This window comes from Metapseudomonas cellulosilytica, from assembly GCF_049334135.1.
Taxonomy (GTDB): Bacteria; Pseudomonadota; Gammaproteobacteria; order Pseudomonadales; family Pseudomonadaceae; genus Metapseudomonas.
In genome coordinates, this window is record NZ_JBHZGN010000024.1 from 1 (window position 1) to 18089 (window position 18089).

Below are 18089 nucleotides of genomic sequence, written 5' to 3' on the forward strand. Positions count from 1 at the left end.
GCACTATCTACGTCGCAAGCTCGAGGCCTAAGGGTGGATACGGCTTCCTGACCCTCCCCCGATGATCAGTCGGGGACTATCGCTCTTTGAAAGGACGCTAGTCGAGATACAAGGGTGGATCACGCTTCACCGATCCACCGTCGGTGTCGAGCTTGGCCTCGCTGGTGGATGTGAAAAACGACATCCACCCTTGGTTTTTGCGGGCCTATTCGCGAATGAATTCGCTCCTACAGGTCCTGGGAGCGGGGGCTCAGCGCCAGTCGAGGATCGGCCAGCCCGCCTCTTCGGCATGGGCCCGCAGCGTCGGGTCGGGGTTGACCGTGTGGGGATTGGCCACCAGGGACAGCAGGGGCAAGTCGTTGCGGGAGTCGGAATAGAAGTAGGCGCCGTCCAGGCTTTCCCGGTGCTCTTCCAGCCAGGCATTCAGGCGGGCCACCTTGCCTTCGCGGTAGGTGAGCACGCCGCGGGTGCGGCCACTGAAGCAGCCGTGCTGTTCTTCCAGTTCGATGGCCAGGACTTCCTCCACGCCCAGGCGTTCGGCGATGGCGCTGACCAGGAAGTGCGCCGAAGCGGAGATGATCAGGATGCGATCGCCGGCGGAACGGTGCTGCGCCAGGCAGCGCATGGCGTCGGAGTGGATCAGCGGCTCGATGACGTCCTCGACGAAGGGCCCGACGACGAACTCCACCTCCTCGGCCGTGCGCCCCACCAGCGGCGACAGGCTGAAGGCCATGTAGTCCTCCATGGCCAGCTTGCCTTCGGCGTAGAGGGCCATGAGCTCGTGGTCCCTGCGGACGAAGGATTCCCCATCGACCCAACCCAGCTCGGCCATGTGCGCGCTCCACAGGCTGGCGCAGTCGCCGTCTATCAGGGTGTCGTCCAGGTCGAAGATTGCCAGGGCCATCAGGCCACCTCCCGAATTGCATGGTCGTCGATGCGCAGGCCAATGCGCTGGCCCTTGCGGTGCAGATCTTCGGCGGAGCGGTTGAGTACGTCCACCACCAGTTCCACGCCGCGAGCTTCGACCCGGTAACGCACCACGTTGCCCAACAGGCTGTGGCTGCGCACCTCGGCTTCGATGCCGCCGTCGTGGCTGAGGGCGATGGCCTCGGGACGGATGGCAATGCGGCCGTTCACCGGGCGTTGCAGCAGGCGGCTGGCGGCGTCGGCGTCGAGCAGGTTGTAGTTGCCGATGAAGCCGGCGGCGAAGGCGTCCACTGGTGCGGTGTAGAGGGTTTCCGCGTCACCGCTCTGGACGATGCGCCCGGCGTTCATCAGGAAGATGCGGTCGGACAGGGTCAGGGCTTCTTCCTGGTCGTGGGTGACGAAGATGGTGGTCAGCCCCAGCTCCTGCTGGATGGCGCGGATCTGTTCGCGCAGGTGCTTGCGGATGCGCGCGTCCAGTGCCGAGAGCGGCTCGTCCAGCAACAACAGGCGCGGCCGGGTGACCAGCGAGCGGGCCAGGGCCACGCGCTGGCACTGGCCGCCGGAGAGCTGGTGCGGGTAGCGGTCAGCGAAGTCCCGCAGTTCCACCATGGCCAGGGCCTCATCCACGCGCCGGCCGCTCTCGGCGGCCGAGGCCTTCTGCATGCGCAGGCCGAAGGCGACGTTCTGCTGCACGGTCATGTTGGGGAACAGCGCATAGCTCTGGAACACCATGCCGATGCCGCGCTTCTGCGGCGACAGCGGCACCAGGTCCTGGCCGTCCAGCAGGATCTGCCCGCCATTGACTTCGGTCAGGCCGGCGATGCAGCGCAGCAGGGTGGACTTGCCGCAACCCGAAGGACCGAGCAGGGTGACGAACTCGCCCTTGCCGATCTCGCAGTGGATGTCGCTGAAGATGGCGGTCTGGCCATAGTTCTTGTGCAGGCCGCGGATGGAAAGAAAACTCATGCCTTGTCCTTGTTCAGACGATTGGCTGCCCAGGTGAACAGCAGTACGAAGAAGAAGTAGGAGATCACCAGGGCGCTGTTGAAGTGGCCGCTGCTGTTGCGCATGTTGTTCAGGTACACCTGCAGGGTCTCGTAGCGGGTGCCCACCAGCAGGTTGGCGAAGACGAACTCGCCGAAGAGGAAGGAGAACGACAGGAACAGCGACACCATCAGGCCCTTGCGCAGGTTCGGCAGCACCACCAGGAAGGCCGCCTTCCAGGTGCTGGCGCCGAGCAGGTGGGCGGCGTCCATCAGGTCGCGCAGGTTGATCGCCTGCAGGTTGTTGGTGATGGCGCGGTACATGAAGGGCAGGGCGATGGTGAAGAAGCAGCCGATCAGGATCCAGGGCGTGCCCACCATGGCCAGCGGCCCCGAACCGTAGATCTGCAGCAGCCCTACCGAGGACACCACCGGCGGCACCGCGAAGGGCAGCAGGATGAGGATGTTCATCAGCCCGTCGAGTCTCGGGAAGTGGTAGTTCACCACGAACAGCAGCGGCAGGATCAGTACCACCGACAGCAGCAGGGCACCGAAGCACACCAGCAGCGACTGGCCGAAGGCGGTGAGGAAGCGCACGTCGCTCCAAAGCGCCAGGTACCACTTGAGCGTGAGGCCTTCCGGCAGGATGGTTGCCGACCAACTGGTGGACAGGGAATAGAGCAGGGTGCCGGCCAGCGGCAGCAGGAGGATCAGGAACAGCAACCAGACCACCACGCGGTGGTAGAGACTGCCGCTGCGGGCTTCAGCGCGCGACATGGTAGCTCCTCTTCAGCATCCATTGGTGAACCACGGTGATCAGTGCCATCAGTCCCACGAGGATCATCGCCAGGGCGCTGGCCAGGTTGGGATTGAGGGCGATGTCGCCGGCGACCATGGCGGCGATGCGGATGGTCAGTACGTTGAAGTTGCCGGTGGTCAGGGCGTAGACCGTGGCGTAGGCACCCAGGGCGTTGGCCAGCAGGATGACGAAGGTGCCCAGCAGCGCCGGGGTCAGCACCGGCAGGCCGATGTGTCGCCAGAACTGCCAGGGGCCGGCGCCGAGCAGTTCGGCCGATTCGCGCCAGTCTTCACGTAGGGCGTCGAAGGCCGGGTAGAGCAACAGCACGCCCAGGGGAATCTGGAAGTAGGTGTAGAGCACGATCAGGCCGGCCTTCGAATAGAGGTTGAAGTCCTCGATCAGGCCCGACTGCTTGAGCAGGATGGTCAGCGCACCGTTGAAGCCGAGCAGGATGATGAAGGCGAAGGCGAGCGGAACCCCGGCGAAGTTGCTGGTCATGTTGGAAAACGCCATGACGAAGTCGCGCAGCTTCGAGTCCACCTTGCGCAACGAGTAGCTGCCGATCACCGCGATGACGATGCCGAACAGGCTCGACCAGAAGGCGATCTGCAGGCTGTGCTTGATCGCCTGCAGGTAGAACTTCGAGCTGAACACCTTGGCGAAGTTGCCCAGGCCCCAACCGTCGGGGGTATTCAGGCTGTGGATGGCCACCCAGGCCAGCGGTGCGATCTGGAAGGCGATGAAGAACAGGGCGAAGGGCAGCAGGCAGAGCAGCGCCAGCCATTTGCCCCGTTTGGCGGTGTTCACTTCAGCAGCTCCCGGCAGAAGGACTTGTCATGGTCGACCCCGAGCAGCTCGCACACGGTGCCGCAGAGTTCGGTCTGCTTGGGTTGCGCAGTTGTATCCAGGCTGAAGGCTGCGCCCAGGACGAACAGTGGAACCTCGCGCTCCTCGGGAAGCAGGCCGTTGTGGGAACGGTCGTCGTTCATGCCGTGGTCGGCGGTCACCAGCACCTGGTAGCCGGCGTCCAGCCAGTGCTGCAGGTACTCGGCCAGGAGGATGTCGGCGCGTCGCGCGCTGTTGCGGTACTGGGGCGAGTCCAGGCCGTGCTTGTGGCCGGCGTCGTCCACGTTCATCGGATGCACCAGGAGGAAATCCGGGCTGTGGCGCTGGCGCAGGCTTTCGGCGTCGGCGAACAGGTGCGAGTCCGGGTAGTGGTCGGCGTAATAGAAGTGGCCGTGCTGGATCGGCAGCTGCGGGGCTTCGGTATGGCGGTCGCGGGCGGCGTTGAACGGCGAATTGTTGTACAGCTCGCTGACCCAGTGGTACGCGGCGGCGGCGGTGCCGAGCCCGGCGGCGCTGGCGTAGTGAAAGATGCTGCGCTCCTTCGACAGGCGCACCACGTCGTTATGGACGATGCCGCTCTCGATCGGCGGCACGCCGGTCAGGATGCATTCATAGAGCGGGCGGGACAGCGCCGGCAGCTCGCACTGGAGCTTGTACAAGGCGGCGCGGCCGGCCCCGCAGTAGGCCTGCAGGTGGCCCAGCGCGTGCCGGGCCACCTCGTAGTTCAGGCCATCCAGCAGAACGAGGATGACTTTGTGCTTCATCGCGGGAGCCTTACTCCATTTCTATGATGACGTGCTCTTGCCACAGCTGCGGCAGTGCCTTGGAGGTCTCTTCCCAGGCCTTGGCGTCCTTGATCGGCTGGACCTTGGCGTACTGCTCGTTGGGCAGCAGCTTGGCCTTGACCTCGGCCGGCAGGGTCAGGTGCTCGGCGCGGATCGGCCGGGCATTGCCCTTGGCCAGGTTGATCTGGCCGGCGTCGCTGAGGATGTATTCGCGGGCCAGCTTGGCGGCGTTGGGGTTCTTCGCGTACTTGTTGATGATGGTGGTGTAGCCGGAGATCACCGAACCGTCGGCGGGGATCAGCACGTCGAAGCGGCTGGGGTCGATCTGGTCGCGGTAGGACAGGCCATTGAAGTCCCAGACGATGCCCACTTCCACCTCGCCCTTCTCCAGGGTCTGGATGGTGGGGTTGGACAGCGACAGGCGGCCCTGCTTGGCAATCTCGGCGAAGAAATCCAGGCCCGGCTGGATGTTCTTCTCGTTGCCGCCATTGGCGATGGAGGCGGCCAGCACGCCGTTGACCGCCTGGGCGGCGGCGCTGACGTCACCGATGGCGACCTTGTACTTGCCGGTCTTCAGGTCGGCCCAGGATTTGGGCGATTCCTTCACCAACTGCTTGTTGACGATGAAGGCGATGGAGCCGGTATAGGCCAGCATCCAGTGGCCGTCCGCGTCCTTGGCCCAGTCGGGGATCTGTGTCCAGGTGCTGGGTTTGTACGGCTGGGTCACGCCCTGTTGCACGGCGATGGGGCCGAAGGCCGCGCCCACGTCGCCGATGTCGGCGGTGGCATTGTCCTTCTCGGCGGCGAACTTGGCGATTTCCTGGGCCGAACTCATGTCGGTGTCGACGTGCTTGAGGCCATACTGCTTGTTGAGGTCGACCCAGGTGTCTTTCCAATTGGCCCAGCTGTCGGGCATGCCAACGCTGTTCACCGTGCCTTCCTTGCGGGCGGCTTGTTCGAGACTCTTCAGATCTGCGTCGCTTGCCATGGCCTGGGTTCCCAGGGCGATGGCCGTTCCCATCAGTGAAGCCAGCAACAGGCGTTTCATGTGAAGCTCCTTAGCAGGTTTGGAGGTTGGTCTAGATCAGCAAGACCCAGGCCAAATCTAAAAGCCTTGGATGACGGTTTGATTTCAGGGTCGCCACCCGATCCGGGCGCGACAGACGCCTGAAAAGCGTAGACCATGGCTAAGTCGCTGATTCGGGAGGCTGTCGCGTTTGGCGATGGCATGGCGCATGCAGGCGTGCCTGACTGTCATCCCATGGTCATCTAGGCTGCCTAGGATGGCCGGCAAACCCGACCGTGGTGCACCTTGTTGGTGTTGGTCTATTCCAGATTGGAGTCTTTCGATGCGCGATGAGGCGCCCCGCACCCTGACCGCCATCTGCAGCGCACTGCAGGAACAGATCGAGCATGGCCTGCTGCCCCAGGGCAGCAAGCTGCCCGCCGAGCGCAAGCTGAGCGAACTGTTCGATACCACCCGCATCACCCTGCGCGAGGCGCTGGGGCAATTGGAGGCCCAGGGGCTGATTTACCGCGAGGAACGCCGCGGCTGGTTCGTCTCCCCGTCCCGGCTGGCCTACAACCCGCTGGTGCGCAGTCACTTCCACGCCATGGTGGCCGAACAGGGGCGCACGCCGGCGACCGAGGTGCTGGGGGCGAGGCTGATTCCGGCGAGCGTGGAGATCTGCGAGCTGCTGGAGTTGCCGGCGTTGTCCAGCGTCTACCAGATCCGCCGCGTTCGCCGGGTGGACGGACGCCTGGTGCTCTACGTGGAGCACTACCTGAATCCGGCGTATTTCCCCGGCATCATCGATTTCGACCTGACCCGCTCGCTCACCGAGCTGTATGACAGCGAATTTGGCATCCGCTACGGCCGGGTGCGTTTCGACATGGTGCCCACCGCCCTGCACCCGGAGGCGGCGGCGCCGCTGAAGGTGTCAGCCGGCAGCCCGGCGCTGAAGATCACCCGGATCAACCGCGACCAGCACGGGCGGTTGATCGATTGCGACCTGGAGTTCTGGCGGCACGATGCGATCCATGTGAGCGTGGAAGTGCCGGAGTGAGGCTGGAAGAGGCTTCCTTCGTAGGGTGGGCTTTAGCCCACGGGAAACTGTGCTGGTGGGCTGAAGCCCACCCTACATGTGAACGGAGTGCGTAGCGATCAGGCCGGGGCGTAGGGCGGGGGCTGGGGGGAGAGGGGCGGGACTCCGGAGGGCGAACCTGAGGTCCGCTTGGCGAATGAATTCGCCCCTACAGGGTGAAGCGATCTCCCGTCAGGCGTAGTTCTCCGGCGCCAGCTTGCGCTCCACCAGCTCGATCAGGATATGCAGCACCTTGATGTGCAGTTCCTGCACGCGGTCGGCGAAGTCGCCGCCGGGGGCGCAGATGCAGACATCGGCCAGCGCTTCCAGGGCCGAGCCGGGCTTGCCGGTGAGGGCCACCACCTTCACGCCCAGGGCGCGGGCGGCTTCTGCGGCCTTGATCACGTTGGGGCTCCTGCCGCTGGTGCTGATGGCGATCAGCACATCGCCGGCACGGCCGTGGGATTCGATATAGCGGGAGAAGATGTAGTCGTAGCCGAAGTCATTGGCGACGCAGCTGATATGGCTGGCGTCGCTGATGGACACGGCGGCGATACCGGGGCGGTTCTTGCGGTAGCGACCGGTCAGCTCCTCGGCGAAGTGCATGGCATCGCACATGGAGCCGCCGTTGCCGCAGGAAAACGCCTTGCCCTTGTTCTCGAAGCTCTCGACCAGGAGTTCCGCCGCACGCTCGACGCTTTTCAGGGCTTGCTCGTTGGCGATGAAGTTGTCCAGGGCAGACCTGGCTTCCTCCAGGCTGTTGCGGATATGGCTGAGCATGCGGGGTTCCTTGCGGTTCAGGGCAGGTCGTGGCTGGAGTAGAAGGCGGCCAGCACTTTCACCAGATGGGCCAGGTCGTGGCTGCCGGCCAACTCGCGGATCGAGTGCATGGCGAAGGTCGGCAGGCCGATGTCCACCGTGCGCACTCCCAGCTGGCTGGCGGTGATCGGACCGATGGTGGAGCCGCAACCCATGTCGCTACGGGTCACGAAGCTCTGCACCGGCACTTCGTTCTCCAGGCACAGGTGGCGGAAGAAACCGGCGGTTTCGCTGTTGGTGGCGTAGCGCTGGTTGCTGTTGACCTTGATCACCGGGCCGGCATTGAGTTTCGGGCCGTGATTGCCGTCGTGCTTGTCGGCGTAGTTCGGGTGCACGCCGTGAGCGTTGTCGGCCGATACCAGCAGGGAGCGCTGGATGACCCGGGCGAAGGCGTCGCCTTCCGGCAATACGCGACGCAACACCTGCTCCAGCATGGGGCCGTCGGCACCACAGGCCGAGCAGGAGCCCACTTCCTCGTGGTCGGTGCAGACCAGCACGCAGCTTTCGTCGGCTTCGGCGGCCAGCAGCGCCTGCAGGCCGGCGTAGCAGGACAGCAGGTTGTCCAGGCGCGCGCCAGCGATGAAGTCGCCGTCCAGGCCGATCACCGCGGCGCTCTGGGTGTCGTAGAAGGACAGCTCGTAATCCAGCACCGCGTCGGCGACCACCCCGTGTTCCAGGGTCAGCTGTTCGGCCAGCAGGTCGCGGAATTCGCGGGCTTCGCCGGCGGCCAGTTGGGCCAGGATCGGCGGCAGCTCGGTCTGGGCGTTGATCGCCCAGCCCTGGTTGGCTTCACGGTTGAGGTGGATGGCCAGGTTGGGGATCACGGCGATGGGGGCCTGGAAGTCCACCAGTTGGCTTTCCACCATCCCGGCGGCGCGGTAGGTGACACGGCCGGCCAGGGACAGGTCGCGGTCGAACCAGGGCGCCAGCAGCGCGCCGCCATAGACTTCCACGCCCAGTTGCCAGAAGCCCTGCTTGTGCAGTTCCGGGTTCGGCTTGACCCGCAGGCAGGGGCTGTCGGTGTGGGCGCCCACCAGGCGCAGGCCGCCATCCAGCACCGGGCGCTTGCCCAGCTTGATGGCGACTATGGAGGAGTCGTTGCGGGTAACGTAATAACGGCCACCGCTTTCGATGCGCCAGGCCTCGCGTTCGTCGAGGCGCACATAGCCGCCAGCCTCCAGGCGCTTGGCCAGGCTGCGGGTGGCGTGGAAGGGGGTGGGCGAGGCCTTGAGGAAATCGATCAGGCCCTGGTTCAACTCTTCGCGCATTGTGGGACTCCGGACAGCAGTGGCCGGGAGTTTATCCCATCGGGCTCGGGGATTAGGAGGCCGGGTGGCGGTGAATTTTCGCTAACAGGTTGATAGCCGGGGGCTGGGGCCTGGTTGTAGGAGATTCCATGTCGATCGGTGCGTAGGGTGGAAATCCCTTTGGGGATTTCCACCATCGCTGTCTGGCGCTGCCTCGCTGGTGGATAGAAAAGCGCTATCCACCCTCCCGGCGCCGGGCCACCACCGAAAACAGGTGCCAGTGCTTGTTGCGGCCCTTGGCGGTGACGCCGTCTTCTTCCTTTTCCTCCAGCATCAGCACGTCCCAGCCAGAGAGCAGCTCTTCCAGCTGTCGGCGGCGGAGGATGGTGATGCCGTTGTCGGCCCAGTCGTCCCGCTCGCCGAACAGGTGGCCGGCGAACAGGCCGCCGGCCGGCAGGGCGCCGCAGATGGCCTGCCACAGGTTGGGAAAGGCTGCGGGCGGGCAGAGGGGCAGGGCGAAGCTGGAGTTGACCAGGTTGGCTGGTGGAAGCGGCATGGATTCGAAGCGGCAGCAAAGGCTTTGCAGCCTTGGGCGTTTGTCTTCGTCCACTTGCGCTTCGAGACGGGCCAGAGCCTCGGGTTCGGCATCCACGGCCAGCACCCGCCAGCCGCGCCGGAGCAGTTCGAGGGTGTCGCGGCCGGCACCGCAGCCCAGGTCCAGGGCGTGGCCGGGCGGCCCGTCCCAGATTTCCAGGGCGGTGAGCAGGGTGAAACGGGCGGGTTGACCTTCGGTCGCGTTGTAGAACTCGGTGAAGCTCATGATTGTCCCGGATCGAAGCCTTTTTCTTGAGCCTAGGTCAGAACGGCGCAGGACACTCGAATCGAAGGCGTTCACCCGTCCGGGGATGGGTCAGGCAGAGCAGGCTGGCATGCAGGCAGAGCCGGTCATGGGCGGCCAGGGCCTCGGGGTTGGCATAGAGACGGTCGCCGAGCAGCGGGTGACCGATGGACAGCATGTGCACGCGCAACTGGTGCGAGCGTCCGGTGATCGGGGTCAGCTCGACGCGGCTGTAGTGGCCGCAGCGTTCGATCACGCGCCAGAACGTCAGGGCGTGGCGGCCTTGCTCGAAATCCACCACATGGCGCGGCTTGGTCGGCGGGTCGTAGCGCAGGGGCAGTTCGATACGGCCGCTGTCCAGCTCCGGCTCGCCCCAGCAGAGGGCGGTGTAGGCCTTTTCGGTTTCCCGGTCATGGAACTGGCGGGACAGCTCGCGGTGGCTGTCGGCGTCACGGGCCAGGACGATCAGGCCGGAGGTTTCCCAGTCCAGTCGATGGACGATGCGTGCCTCCGGGTAACCGTTCTCCTGCAGGCGGGTGATCAGGCAGTCCTTGTTGTCCTCGGCGCGGCCGGGCACGGACAACAGCAGGGTGGGCTTGTTGACCACCAGCAGGGCGTCGTCCTGATGAATGAATTCGATTTGGGAAAGCGGCATTGGGGTTCCGGAAACGCCGACGGCGGCCAAGGCCGCCGTCATTGCACAACTGCGTCGATCAACGATCGGGCAGGGTAATGTTCAACTCGAGGATCGAGCAGTTGCCCTGATCCTCCAGCAAGACCTGGACCTGCTCCTGGTCGATGTCGACATACTTGCGAATCACGTCCACCAGTTCTTTCTGCAGGGCCGGCAGGTAGTCCGGCTGGCTGCGTTGACCACGTTCGTGGGCGACGATGATCTGGAGTCGTTCCTTAGCGATCGAAGCGCTGTTCTGCTTCTTCCGCTCGCGAAAGAAGTCGAAAATGTTCATTCACGGCCTCCGAACAGGCGTTGTAAGAGTCCTTTCTTCTGCACGTCGAGGAAGCGGTGAGGCAGCTCCTTGCCGAGCAGACGATCGACGGAATCGCTGTACGCCTGGCCGGCGTCGCTCTGGTCGTCGAGGATGACCGGGATACCCTGGTTGGAGGCCTTGAGCACCGCCTGGGATTCCGGAATCACACCGAGCAGGTTGATGGCGAGGATTTCCTCGACGTCTTCGACGCCGAGCATTTCGCCCTTGGTGACGCGCTCGGGGTTGTAGCGGGTCAGCAGCAGGCGTTCCTTGATCGGATCCTGGCCTTGCTCGGCACGGCGGGACTTGCTGGCCAACAGACCGAGCATGCGGTCGGAGTCGCGCACGGAGGAGACTTCCGGGTTGGTCACGACGATCGCCTCGTCGGCGTAGTACATGGCCAGGTGGGCGCCCTTCTCGATACCGGCCGGCGAGTCGCAGACCACGTATTCGAAGCTCTGGGACAGCTCCTCGATGACCTTGCCGACGCCTTCGAGGGTCAGGGCGTCCTTGTCGCGGGTCTGGCTGGCGGCCAGGACGTAGAGGTTCTCAAGGCGCTTGTCCTTGATCAGGGCCTGGGTGAGGGTCGCTTCGCCGTTGATGACGTTGACGAAGTCATACACCACGCGGCGTTCGCAACCCATGATCAGGTCCAGGTTACGCAGGCCGACGTCGAAGTCGACGATGACAGTCTTGTGACCGCGCAGTGCGAGACCGGTACCGATGGCGGCGCTGGTGGTGGTTTTACCCACTCCACCCTTGCCGGACGTGACAACGAGGATCTTGGCCAAGGTGATTCACCCCAAATGATAAGAAAATCGGGAAGTTATCGACCCATCCGAGCCGTCCTTCTTCCCTTTCAGGTCCCTGAAATTTCGCGGCAGTATCCGTTAAAGACGGGTGATGTTCAACACGTCTCCCGACAGGCTGACTTGCACCTGCTGACCCCACAGCGGATCGCGTCTCAGGTCGTCGGCAACCTTGTACTGGCCGGCCACCGAGACCAGCTCGGCGGCCAATTGGCGGCAGAAAATCCGCGCCTTCGTATCGCCCTTGATGCCGGCCAGCGCACGGCCGCGCATGGGACCGTACACATGGATGTTGCCGTCGGCCAGAAGTTCCGCCCCCGGGCTGACCGCGGCCAGCACCACCAGGTCGCCGCCTGGAGCATAGACCTGTTGGCCACCACGCACAGGCGTGGTGATGACTTTTGTCGGTTGCACCTCGGGCTTTGGCGGCTCGGCCGGCTTTTCGACCTTCTTCCGTGCCGCGGGCTCCACCGGATCGATGGGGCGCTCGCGGGCGCCGGATGGCGGCAACACCGGGATGTCGAGGGCGTCGGCGGCCTTGATGTGCTCGTCGCGGCTGGCGCGGATGGCCAGGGTGCGCAGCCCGTGGCGGCGGCAGATGTCCAGCAGGGCCGGCAAGTCCAGGGGCTGTTCGCCCTCTGGCAGCTTGTCCAGCGCCATCACCAACGGGGTGTTCTGGAAGAAGTTGGGGGCCTGGGCGACTTTTTCGTCCAGTTGCCGGTCGAGGCGTTCGAGGTCGTAGTGGGCCAGTTCCATCACGGTGATGGCGAGCATGCTGCCCTTGAGCTGGAACACGGGATCTTGGTCGAGAATGTCGGCTTGGCTCATGGTCTGCCTGCAATCGTGAATGGCGAGGACTTATAGCGAGATCGCCCGGCGCTAGCAAGCCGGAGGGGGCGGCACAATTCGAGTAGAATGCGCGGTTTTCTCGCTCAAGCGGATTCAGAGATGGATAGACCTCAATTTCGCCCACAGTTCCTCCACCCGCGTTATTGGGTGCTGTGGCTGGGCCTGGGCCTGCTCTGGCTGATCACCCTGCTGCCTTATCGGGTGCAACTGGGCCTGGGCCGCGTGCTGGGGGCGCTGATGCTGCGGGTGGCCGGTTCGCGACGGAAAATTGCCCGGCGCAACCTGGAGTTGTGTTTCCCGGAACTGTCCAGCGCCGAACGCGAGCGCCTGCTGCGGGAGAACTTCGCCTCCACCGGCATCGCCTTCTTTGAAATGGCCATGAGCTGGTGGTGGCCCAAGCCCCGCCTGGCGCGGTTGTCCCATATCGAAGGGCTGGAGCACCTGCAGAATGCCCAGGCCCAAGGGCAGGGGGTGATCCTCATGGCCGTGCACTTCACCACCCTGGAGATCGGCGCCGCGCTGCTCGGCCAGGTGCATACCATCGATGGCATGTACCGCGAGCACAAGAACGCGCTGTTCGACTTCATCCAGCGCCGTGGCCGCGAGCGCCACAACCTGGACGCCACCGCCATCGAGCGCGAGGACGTGCGCGCCATGCTCAAGGTGCTGCGCGCCGGGCGCGCCATCTGGTACGCACCGGACCAGGACTATGGCCGCAAGCAGAGCCTGTTCGTGCCGCTGTTCGGCATCGAGGCGGCCACCGTTACCGCCACCACCAAGTTCGCCCGCCTGGGCCGCGCGATTGTCCTGCCCTTCACCCAGCGGCGCCTGGAGGATGGTTCCGGCTACCGGCTGGTGATCCACCCACCGCTGGCCGATTTCCCCGGGGAAACCGAGGAGGCCGATTGCCTGCGGATCAATCAGTGGGTGGAAGGGGCTGTGCGTGAGTGCCCCGAGCAATACCTCTGGGCCCACCGCCGCTTCAAGACCCGCCCGGAGGGGGCGCCCAAGCTTTACTGAAACCTATACTCGGAACAGAACGCCCGGAGTGCCGTCCATGGATGTAACCGCTACCCCCCAGAAGCCCGTAACCGGGCTGATTCTCTCCGGTGGCGGTTCGCGGGCGGCCTATCAGGTGGGCGTGCTGGGCGCCATCGCAGATCTGCTGCCGGATGCCGCCTGCAACCCTTTTCCGGTGATCGTGGGTACGTCCGCCGGGGCGGTGAACGCCGTCGGCCTGGCCTGCGGCGCGCTGCATTTCAGCCAGGCGATCCGCCGCCTCAACAGCGTCTGGCAGGGCTTCCGTTGCGGGCAGATCTATCGCAGCGACTGGCCCGGCGTGCTGCGCCAGAGTTCGCGCTTCTTTGGCCATAACCTGCTCGGCCTGGGCCGTGACATCCCGGCGGCGTTGCTGGACAACGCGCCCCTGCGCGAGCTCCTGCAGCGTGAGCTGGACTTCTCGGGGATCTCCGCCGCGGTGCGTACGCGCCAGCTACGGGCCGTGGCGGTGACCGCCTTCGGCTATGAAACCGGCCAGGCGGTGACCTTCTATCAGGGCCGCGCCACCATCGAGCCCTGGTATCGCCACCGCCGGGTGGGCGTGCCGACCCGCCTGGGTGTCGAGCACCTGATGGCCAGCGCGGCGATTCCCATGTTGTTCCCGGCGGTACGCCTGGGCCGCGAGTATTTCGGCGACGGTGCGGTGCGCCAGACGGCGCCCATCAGCCCGGCGCTGCACCTGGGCGCCAACCGGGTGCTGGTGGTAGGGGTGAGCGGCAACCCGCTGGGCATGAACCCCACTCAGGAGGTGGTGCAGCCCCAGGGCGGACGGCCGCCGACCCTGGCGCAGATCAGCGGGCACCTGCTGAACAGCACCTTCATCGACAATCTGGAAAGCGATATCGAACTGCTGGAGCGGATCAATCGCATGAGCCGGGCCATTCCGGCAGAGGTCAGGCCGCGCAATCTCAGTTCGAAGCAGGTGGACGTTCTGGTGATCTCGCCGAGCCGGCCGCTGGATGAGATCGCCGCACGCCATCGACGCGAGATGCCGCGCGCCATCCGCACCTTCCTGCGCGGCCCCGGGGCGACCCGGGCCAGCGGCGCAGGGGTGCTCAGCTACCTGCTGTTCGAGCCCGGTTACTGCAACGAACTGATCGAACTGGGCTACCAGGACGCCATGGCCAAGCGCGACGAGTTGCAACGATTCCTCGGCCTGGAGACGGCACCGGTGCATCCCCAGACCGTGCCCGCTGCTTAGGGCCCAGTGATTGTTCAGGCGCCGAAGCGGCCGTCGCGATAGTCACGCAGTGCCTGCTCGATCTCCTCGCGGCTGTTCATCACGAAGGGACCGTACTGGACGATGGGTTCGCCAAGGGGACGCCCGGCCAGCAACAGCACCTTGGTGCCGGAATCGCTGGCCAGTTCCAGCGCACCCTGTTCGGACAGTCGCACCAGACGACCCTTGGCAACGGCCTGGCCGTTGACCCGGACCTCGCCCTCGTAGACATAGAGCATCACCCGCAGGCCATCGGCCAGGCGCGGGGACACCCGGCTGCCCGCGGGCAGGTCGAGGTCGAAGATGTGCGGCTCGCTGTGGGGGCGCTGCACGGCGCCGTCCTGGCTCAGCGCGCCTTCCTCGAAGCGGCCGGCGATCACCAGCGCCGCCACGCCTGCCTCGGTACGCACGCGGGGAATTTCCGCGGGGTCGAAATCGCGGTAGCCGGGGTCGCCCATCTTGTCCTTGGCCGGCAGGTTGAGCCAGATCTGGAAGCCGCGCATCACGCCTTCCTCCTGTTCCGGCATCTCGCTGTGGATGATGCCGCGGGCGGCGGTCATCCACTGCACGCCGCCGTTTTGCAGCAGGCCGCTGTTGCCCAGGTGGTCCTCATGGCGCATGCGGCCTTCGATCATGTAGGTGATAGTCTCGAAGCCGCGGTGCGGGTGCGCCGGGAAGCCGGCGACGTAGTCGTCCGGATTGGCCGAGCCGAACTCGTCGAGCATCAGGAAGGGATCGAAGCGCGGCACGCCCTGTTCGGCGAAGACGCGGGTCAGGTTGACGCCAGCGCCGTCGGAAGCGGGCTGGCCGGGGCGTTGTTCGAGAATCTGGCGATGGCTCATCTGGACCTCCTCAAGGTTGGAATGGGGTCGATGCTACGCCGATAAATTGAATAAATGGTGCGTGTTTTTGCTTGGTTTATATCGAGAGAATAGATGTTAAGAAGGCGCGATCTGCTCTTCCTGTGGGGGCGAATTCATTCGCCAAGGGCGGCGAAGCTGCCCCAATACACTTCAGGGCAGACCTTCGGCCTGCTTGGCGAATGAATTCGCCCCTACAAGAGCGGAGCTCCTACTCCGCGATCTGCAACCTGCGCGACTGGGTGTAGACGTAGCGCAGCTTCTCGTATTCGAAAGGGGAGTTGAGCTGGCCGTAGCGGAATTTGGTGGTGTAGCGCTTGTCCACCATGCGCAGGACCGTAATTTCCGGGTGGTCGCTGCTGACTTCCGGCACATTGAGGAAGTTGATCTGGTAGTCGGCCACGTAGTCCACCACCAGTCCGCCGGTATCCCGCAGGTTGGACGGGCCGAGGATCGGCAGCATCAGGTAGGGGCCTTCGGTGAGGCCGTAGTAGCCCAGGGTCTGGCCGAAGTCCTCGGTCTGCTTGGGCAGGCCCATGCGTGTGGCCGGGTCCCAGAGACCGGCGACGCCTAGGGTGGTGTTGAGCAGCAGGCGCCCGGTGATTTCCATGGAACGCTGGCCTTTCAACTGCAGAACGCTGTTCAACAGGTTGGGCACATCGCCCAGGTTGCTGAAGAAATTGCTCACCCCGCTGCGTAGGAAACGCGGCGTGACGTAGCGGTAGCCGCGGACCACCGGCAGGAAAACCCATTCGTCGAAGCGGTAGTTGAAGTGATAGATCCGCCGGTTCCAGGGCTCGAAGGGGTCGTCGACGTTGAGCGCGTCCAGGGTAGAACGTTCGAACTCGCGCTGGTCCAGGCCGGGATTGAACTTCAGGTCCTTGAGCGGCTGGGTGAAACCATCCTTGTCCGGCTCCTGGGCCTGGGCCAGTCCGCTGGTCAACAGCAGGGCGATGAAGAGTGCTTTCTTAGCCACGGAAGAACTCCAGCATGGCGTCGCCGTTGACGCGGTAGTTGAGGTTGCCGCAATGCCCACCGTGGGGATACACGGTGAGTCGGTCTCCCAGGGTGCGGCGCAGGAAGCCCAGGTCGCCGGGGCCGAGGATGAGGTCGTCGGCGTTGTGCATGACGGCGATCTTGCTGTTGTTCTTGAGGTAGTCCTCCAGCGCGTAGAGGCTGACCTGGTTGATCAGCTGGGTAAGGCTGCCGCCGTCGTAGCGGGCGCGCCAGTAAGGGATCAGCTGCTCGGTGATGTAGCAGTCGAAGTCGCACTGCAGGGCGCGCTTGTAGAAGGGCGTCAGGCTGGTGCCTTCGGTGATCGGGAGTGTCACCGGCGTGATCAGGCCACGGCGGTTGATCAGGTCCGAGGTGAAGGCGATGTCCGAGGAGGAAAAGCGGAAGGAGGTGCCGATCAGCATCGCCATCTGCTCGTTGGACAAGCGCTGCTTGGAGTCCTGGAAGTCGAACAGCAGGGCGTCGTTGAGGTCGATGTAGCCCTTTTGCTGGAAGTAGCGGGTCAATTTGCCGAGCACCACCTGGTAGAAGGTGGTGGTGTCGTCGATGCCCTTGACCCGGGTCTGTACGAGGCGATCGAGATTGGTCACCGAGGTGTAGAGGTTGACCGGCGGGTTGAGCAACAGCACGCGCTTGAAGTTGAAGCTGCGGCGGGTCTCGTCCAGATGGCTGACGAAGGCCGCCTCCAGGGCTCCGAGGCTGTATCCGGTGAGGTAGTAGCCGGTGATCGGCAGGTCCGGGTGCTGGGCGCGCACGGCCTGCATCACCCGGTACAGGTCGTCGGCGTCTTCGGCCGTGAGCCCCGGCGTGGCATGGCGCGAGGCGGAGGTCATGAAGTCGTAGCTGGTGGGCGAGGACAGCTGCACCACGTGGTAGCCGGCGCCGTAGAAGAGCCGCTTGAGGTTTTCCGCGTGGGTGCTGGCGTAGTGGCCGCCGGTGCCGGCGATGACGAACACCAGCGGAGCCGGGCCTTTCTGACGGGCCAGGCGATAGCGCAGCTTCTTCACCGACCAGAAGTTGTCGGGCAGGGCGTTCTCCCGCTCGGGACGCAACTTGAGGTCGTAGTCGGACTGGTCGATATCATCGTCCGCCGGCACTTCGCTGCGCAGGTCCGGCGGCGTGGTGGCGATGGTCGCTTCGAACGGATTGGTGATCGGAAAGCCGTAGCCCTCCGGCGTCAGGTCCGCAGCCAGTGCTTGCGCGCAGAGAATCAGGCTGCCCAGCAGGGCGGCAAGGCGAAGACGGAGCATAGGAAAGGGTCCCTGTTCGGTTTCGGTGGAGGCCTGGGACTGTTTGCACGGGCACCAGCCACTCCCCTGACGTGCCTGCGAGGCCGCCGGTTCGCGTTACTTATAAGTGAACGTCATGAGTGAATACCGAGCCTATGACAACTGCAAGTGCTTCGAGTGCGGTCCATACATCAGGCAAGGCCCTTGCATACCCACGTCGGGGGGGTATCCTTGGCGCCGCTTACCCATTCGGAGAGAACCATGCCCAGCCGTACGTCCCTTGTCCTGCTGCTGATCCTGCTGCCGCTCTGGCTGGCCGCCAGCTACGGGATTCGTTTCGCCCTGATGGAGGACGGCCAGTGGGTCGGCCTGTGCGTCGACGAGGCGCAACGCTGGGAGTGCCAGGTGCGCGCTGGCCTCGGGCTGCTGATCCACTTCCGCGTCATTGCCTGGATCGGCCTCGGCGCCGCGCTGGTTTCTTTCTTCCTGTCCGGCCGCGCCGGCTGGTTCCTGGCCCTGCTGGCACTGCTCTTCGCCCTGCCGGCCCTGGTGCTCTACACCGCCAGCCTTGCCGTGTTCGCCTGCGTCATCGCCGGTCTGCGCCTGGTACGCCGATCGGCGGCTGTTCCGGTAGCGGCCTGAGCAGCCAGCAGAAACAAAAAAGGACGCTTCGAGCGTCCTTTTTCGTTTCAGGCATCCGGTGGAACGCATTGCCGTAGGTTGGTGCCGAGCG

At 64.7% G+C, this 18089-nt stretch carries 20 protein-coding genes; 4 read left to right on the forward strand and 16 right to left on the reverse strand.

Going from position 1 to position 18089, the window contains the following annotated elements; genetic code table 11:
- Positions 1–250 precede the first annotated feature (250 nt).
- Genes ACFW0H_RS23970 through ACFW0H_RS23995 form a run of 6 tightly spaced genes read right to left on the reverse strand, consistent with a single transcriptional unit; the run spans position 251 to position 5388 of the window.
- Entirely contained in the window at positions 251–904 is a 654-nt protein-coding gene (locus ACFW0H_RS23970; protein ID WP_422916345.1) for an HAD family hydrolase, read from the reverse strand.
- Positions 904–1893 carry an ABC transporter ATP-binding protein gene (locus tag ACFW0H_RS23975; protein WP_422916346.1) on the reverse strand — a complete coding sequence of 330 codons (990 nt, stop codon included), beginning with the start codon at positions 1891–1893 and terminating at the stop codon, positions 904–906. The genes ACFW0H_RS23970 and ACFW0H_RS23975 overlap by 1 nt, the downstream gene beginning before the upstream one ends.
- Positions 1890–2687: an ABC transporter permease gene (locus ACFW0H_RS23980; RefSeq protein WP_422916347.1), complete on the reverse strand. Its 798-nt coding sequence runs from the start codon at positions 2685–2687 to the stop codon at positions 1890–1892. Before ACFW0H_RS23980 ends, ACFW0H_RS23975 begins: the two co-directional genes overlap by 4 nt.
- Positions 2674–3516: an ABC transporter permease gene (locus ACFW0H_RS23985; RefSeq protein ID WP_422916348.1), complete on the reverse strand. Its 843-nt coding sequence runs from the start codon at positions 3514–3516 to the stop codon at positions 2674–2676. Before ACFW0H_RS23985 ends, ACFW0H_RS23980 begins: the two co-directional genes overlap by 14 nt.
- A complete protein-coding gene (locus ACFW0H_RS23990) occupies positions 3513–4319 on the reverse strand; it encodes an alkaline phosphatase family protein (protein ID WP_422916349.1) in 807 nt (268 codons plus the stop codon). Before ACFW0H_RS23990 ends, ACFW0H_RS23985 begins: the two co-directional genes overlap by 4 nt.
- A 10-nt stretch (positions 4320–4329) precedes the next feature.
- Positions 4330–5388, reverse strand: coding sequence for an ABC transporter substrate-binding protein (locus ACFW0H_RS23995; RefSeq protein ID WP_422916350.1), 1059 nt, complete (start codon positions 5386–5388; stop codon positions 4330–4332).
- A 301-nt stretch (positions 5389–5689) separates the two neighbouring features.
- Between ACFW0H_RS23995 and ACFW0H_RS24000 the strand changes: the two genes are divergently transcribed.
- Positions 5690–6406, forward strand: coding sequence for a UTRA domain-containing protein (locus tag ACFW0H_RS24000; RefSeq protein WP_422916351.1), 717 nt, complete (start codon positions 5690–5692; stop codon positions 6404–6406).
- Positions 6407–6616: 210 nt separating this feature from the next.
- Here ACFW0H_RS24000 and lpcA read toward each other — a convergent pair whose 3' ends face one another.
- The 7 genes from lpcA to minC all read right to left on the reverse strand — a co-directional run bounded on the left by lpcA (position 6617) and on the right by minC (position 11954).
- A complete protein-coding gene (lpcA, locus tag ACFW0H_RS24005; protein WP_422916352.1) occupies positions 6617–7204 on the reverse strand; it encodes a D-sedoheptulose 7-phosphate isomerase in 588 nt (195 codons plus the stop codon).
- A 17-nt stretch (positions 7205–7221) separates the two neighbouring features.
- A complete protein-coding gene (locus ACFW0H_RS24010; RefSeq protein ID WP_422916353.1) occupies positions 7222–8511 on the reverse strand; it encodes a M18 family aminopeptidase in 1290 nt (429 codons plus the stop codon).
- 214 nt (positions 8512–8725) lie between these two features.
- On the reverse strand, positions 8726–9310 hold the full coding sequence (locus ACFW0H_RS24015; protein WP_422916354.1) for a class I SAM-dependent methyltransferase: 585 nt from the start codon (positions 9308–9310) through the stop codon (positions 8726–8728).
- Between the two features lie 37 nt (positions 9311–9347).
- A complete protein-coding gene (locus ACFW0H_RS24020) occupies positions 9348–9983 on the reverse strand; it encodes an RluA family pseudouridine synthase (protein ID WP_422916355.1) in 636 nt (211 codons plus the stop codon).
- 58 nt (positions 9984–10041) lie between these two features.
- Entirely contained in the window at positions 10042–10296 is a 255-nt protein-coding gene (gene minE, locus ACFW0H_RS24025; RefSeq protein ID WP_280292442.1) for a cell division topological specificity factor MinE, read from the reverse strand.
- Complete coding sequence (minD, locus tag ACFW0H_RS24030; protein WP_422916356.1) at positions 10293–11108, reverse strand: septum site-determining protein MinD; 816 nt, start codon at positions 11106–11108, stop codon at positions 10293–10295. The genes minE and minD overlap by 4 nt, the downstream gene beginning before the upstream one ends.
- Positions 11109–11207: 99 nt before the next feature.
- Positions 11208–11954, reverse strand: a complete 747-nt coding sequence (minC, locus tag ACFW0H_RS24035; protein WP_422916357.1) for a septum site-determining protein MinC — start codon at positions 11952–11954, stop codon at positions 11208–11210.
- Between the two features lie 120 nt (positions 11955–12074).
- Between minC and ACFW0H_RS24040 the strand changes: the two genes are divergently transcribed.
- Both ACFW0H_RS24040 and ACFW0H_RS24045 read left to right on the forward strand, forming a co-directional pair.
- Entirely contained in the window at positions 12075–12995 is a 921-nt protein-coding gene (locus ACFW0H_RS24040) for a lipid A biosynthesis lauroyl acyltransferase (RefSeq protein ID WP_422916358.1), read from the forward strand.
- A gap of 37 nt (positions 12996–13032) precedes the next feature.
- On the forward strand, positions 13033–14235 hold the full coding sequence (locus ACFW0H_RS24045; RefSeq protein WP_422916359.1) for a patatin-like phospholipase family protein: 1203 nt from the start codon (positions 13033–13035) through the stop codon (positions 14233–14235).
- A gap of 14 nt (positions 14236–14249) precedes the next feature.
- Here the strand turns inward: ACFW0H_RS24045 and ACFW0H_RS24050 are convergent, their stop codons facing one another.
- From ACFW0H_RS24050 to ACFW0H_RS24060, 3 genes are all read right to left on the reverse strand, one after another.
- On the reverse strand, positions 14250–15095 hold the full coding sequence (locus ACFW0H_RS24050) for a pirin family protein (protein WP_422916360.1): 846 nt from the start codon (positions 15093–15095) through the stop codon (positions 14250–14252).
- A gap of 229 nt (positions 15096–15324) precedes the next feature.
- Positions 15325–16089 carry an MlaA family lipoprotein gene (locus ACFW0H_RS24055; RefSeq protein ID WP_422916361.1) on the reverse strand — a complete coding sequence of 255 codons (765 nt, stop codon included), beginning with the start codon at positions 16087–16089 and terminating at the stop codon, positions 15325–15327.
- Positions 16082–17377, reverse strand: a complete 1296-nt coding sequence (locus ACFW0H_RS24060; protein ID WP_422916362.1) for an alpha/beta fold hydrolase family protein — start codon at positions 17375–17377, stop codon at positions 16082–16084. Before ACFW0H_RS24060 ends, ACFW0H_RS24055 begins: the two co-directional genes overlap by 8 nt.
- 240 nt (positions 17378–17617) lie before the next feature.
- On the opposite strand from ACFW0H_RS24060, the gene ACFW0H_RS24065 reads away from it, so the two are divergent.
- Entirely contained in the window at positions 17618–17998 is a 381-nt protein-coding gene (locus ACFW0H_RS24065) for a hypothetical protein (RefSeq protein ID WP_422916363.1), read from the forward strand.
- Positions 17999–18089 lie beyond the last annotated feature (91 nt).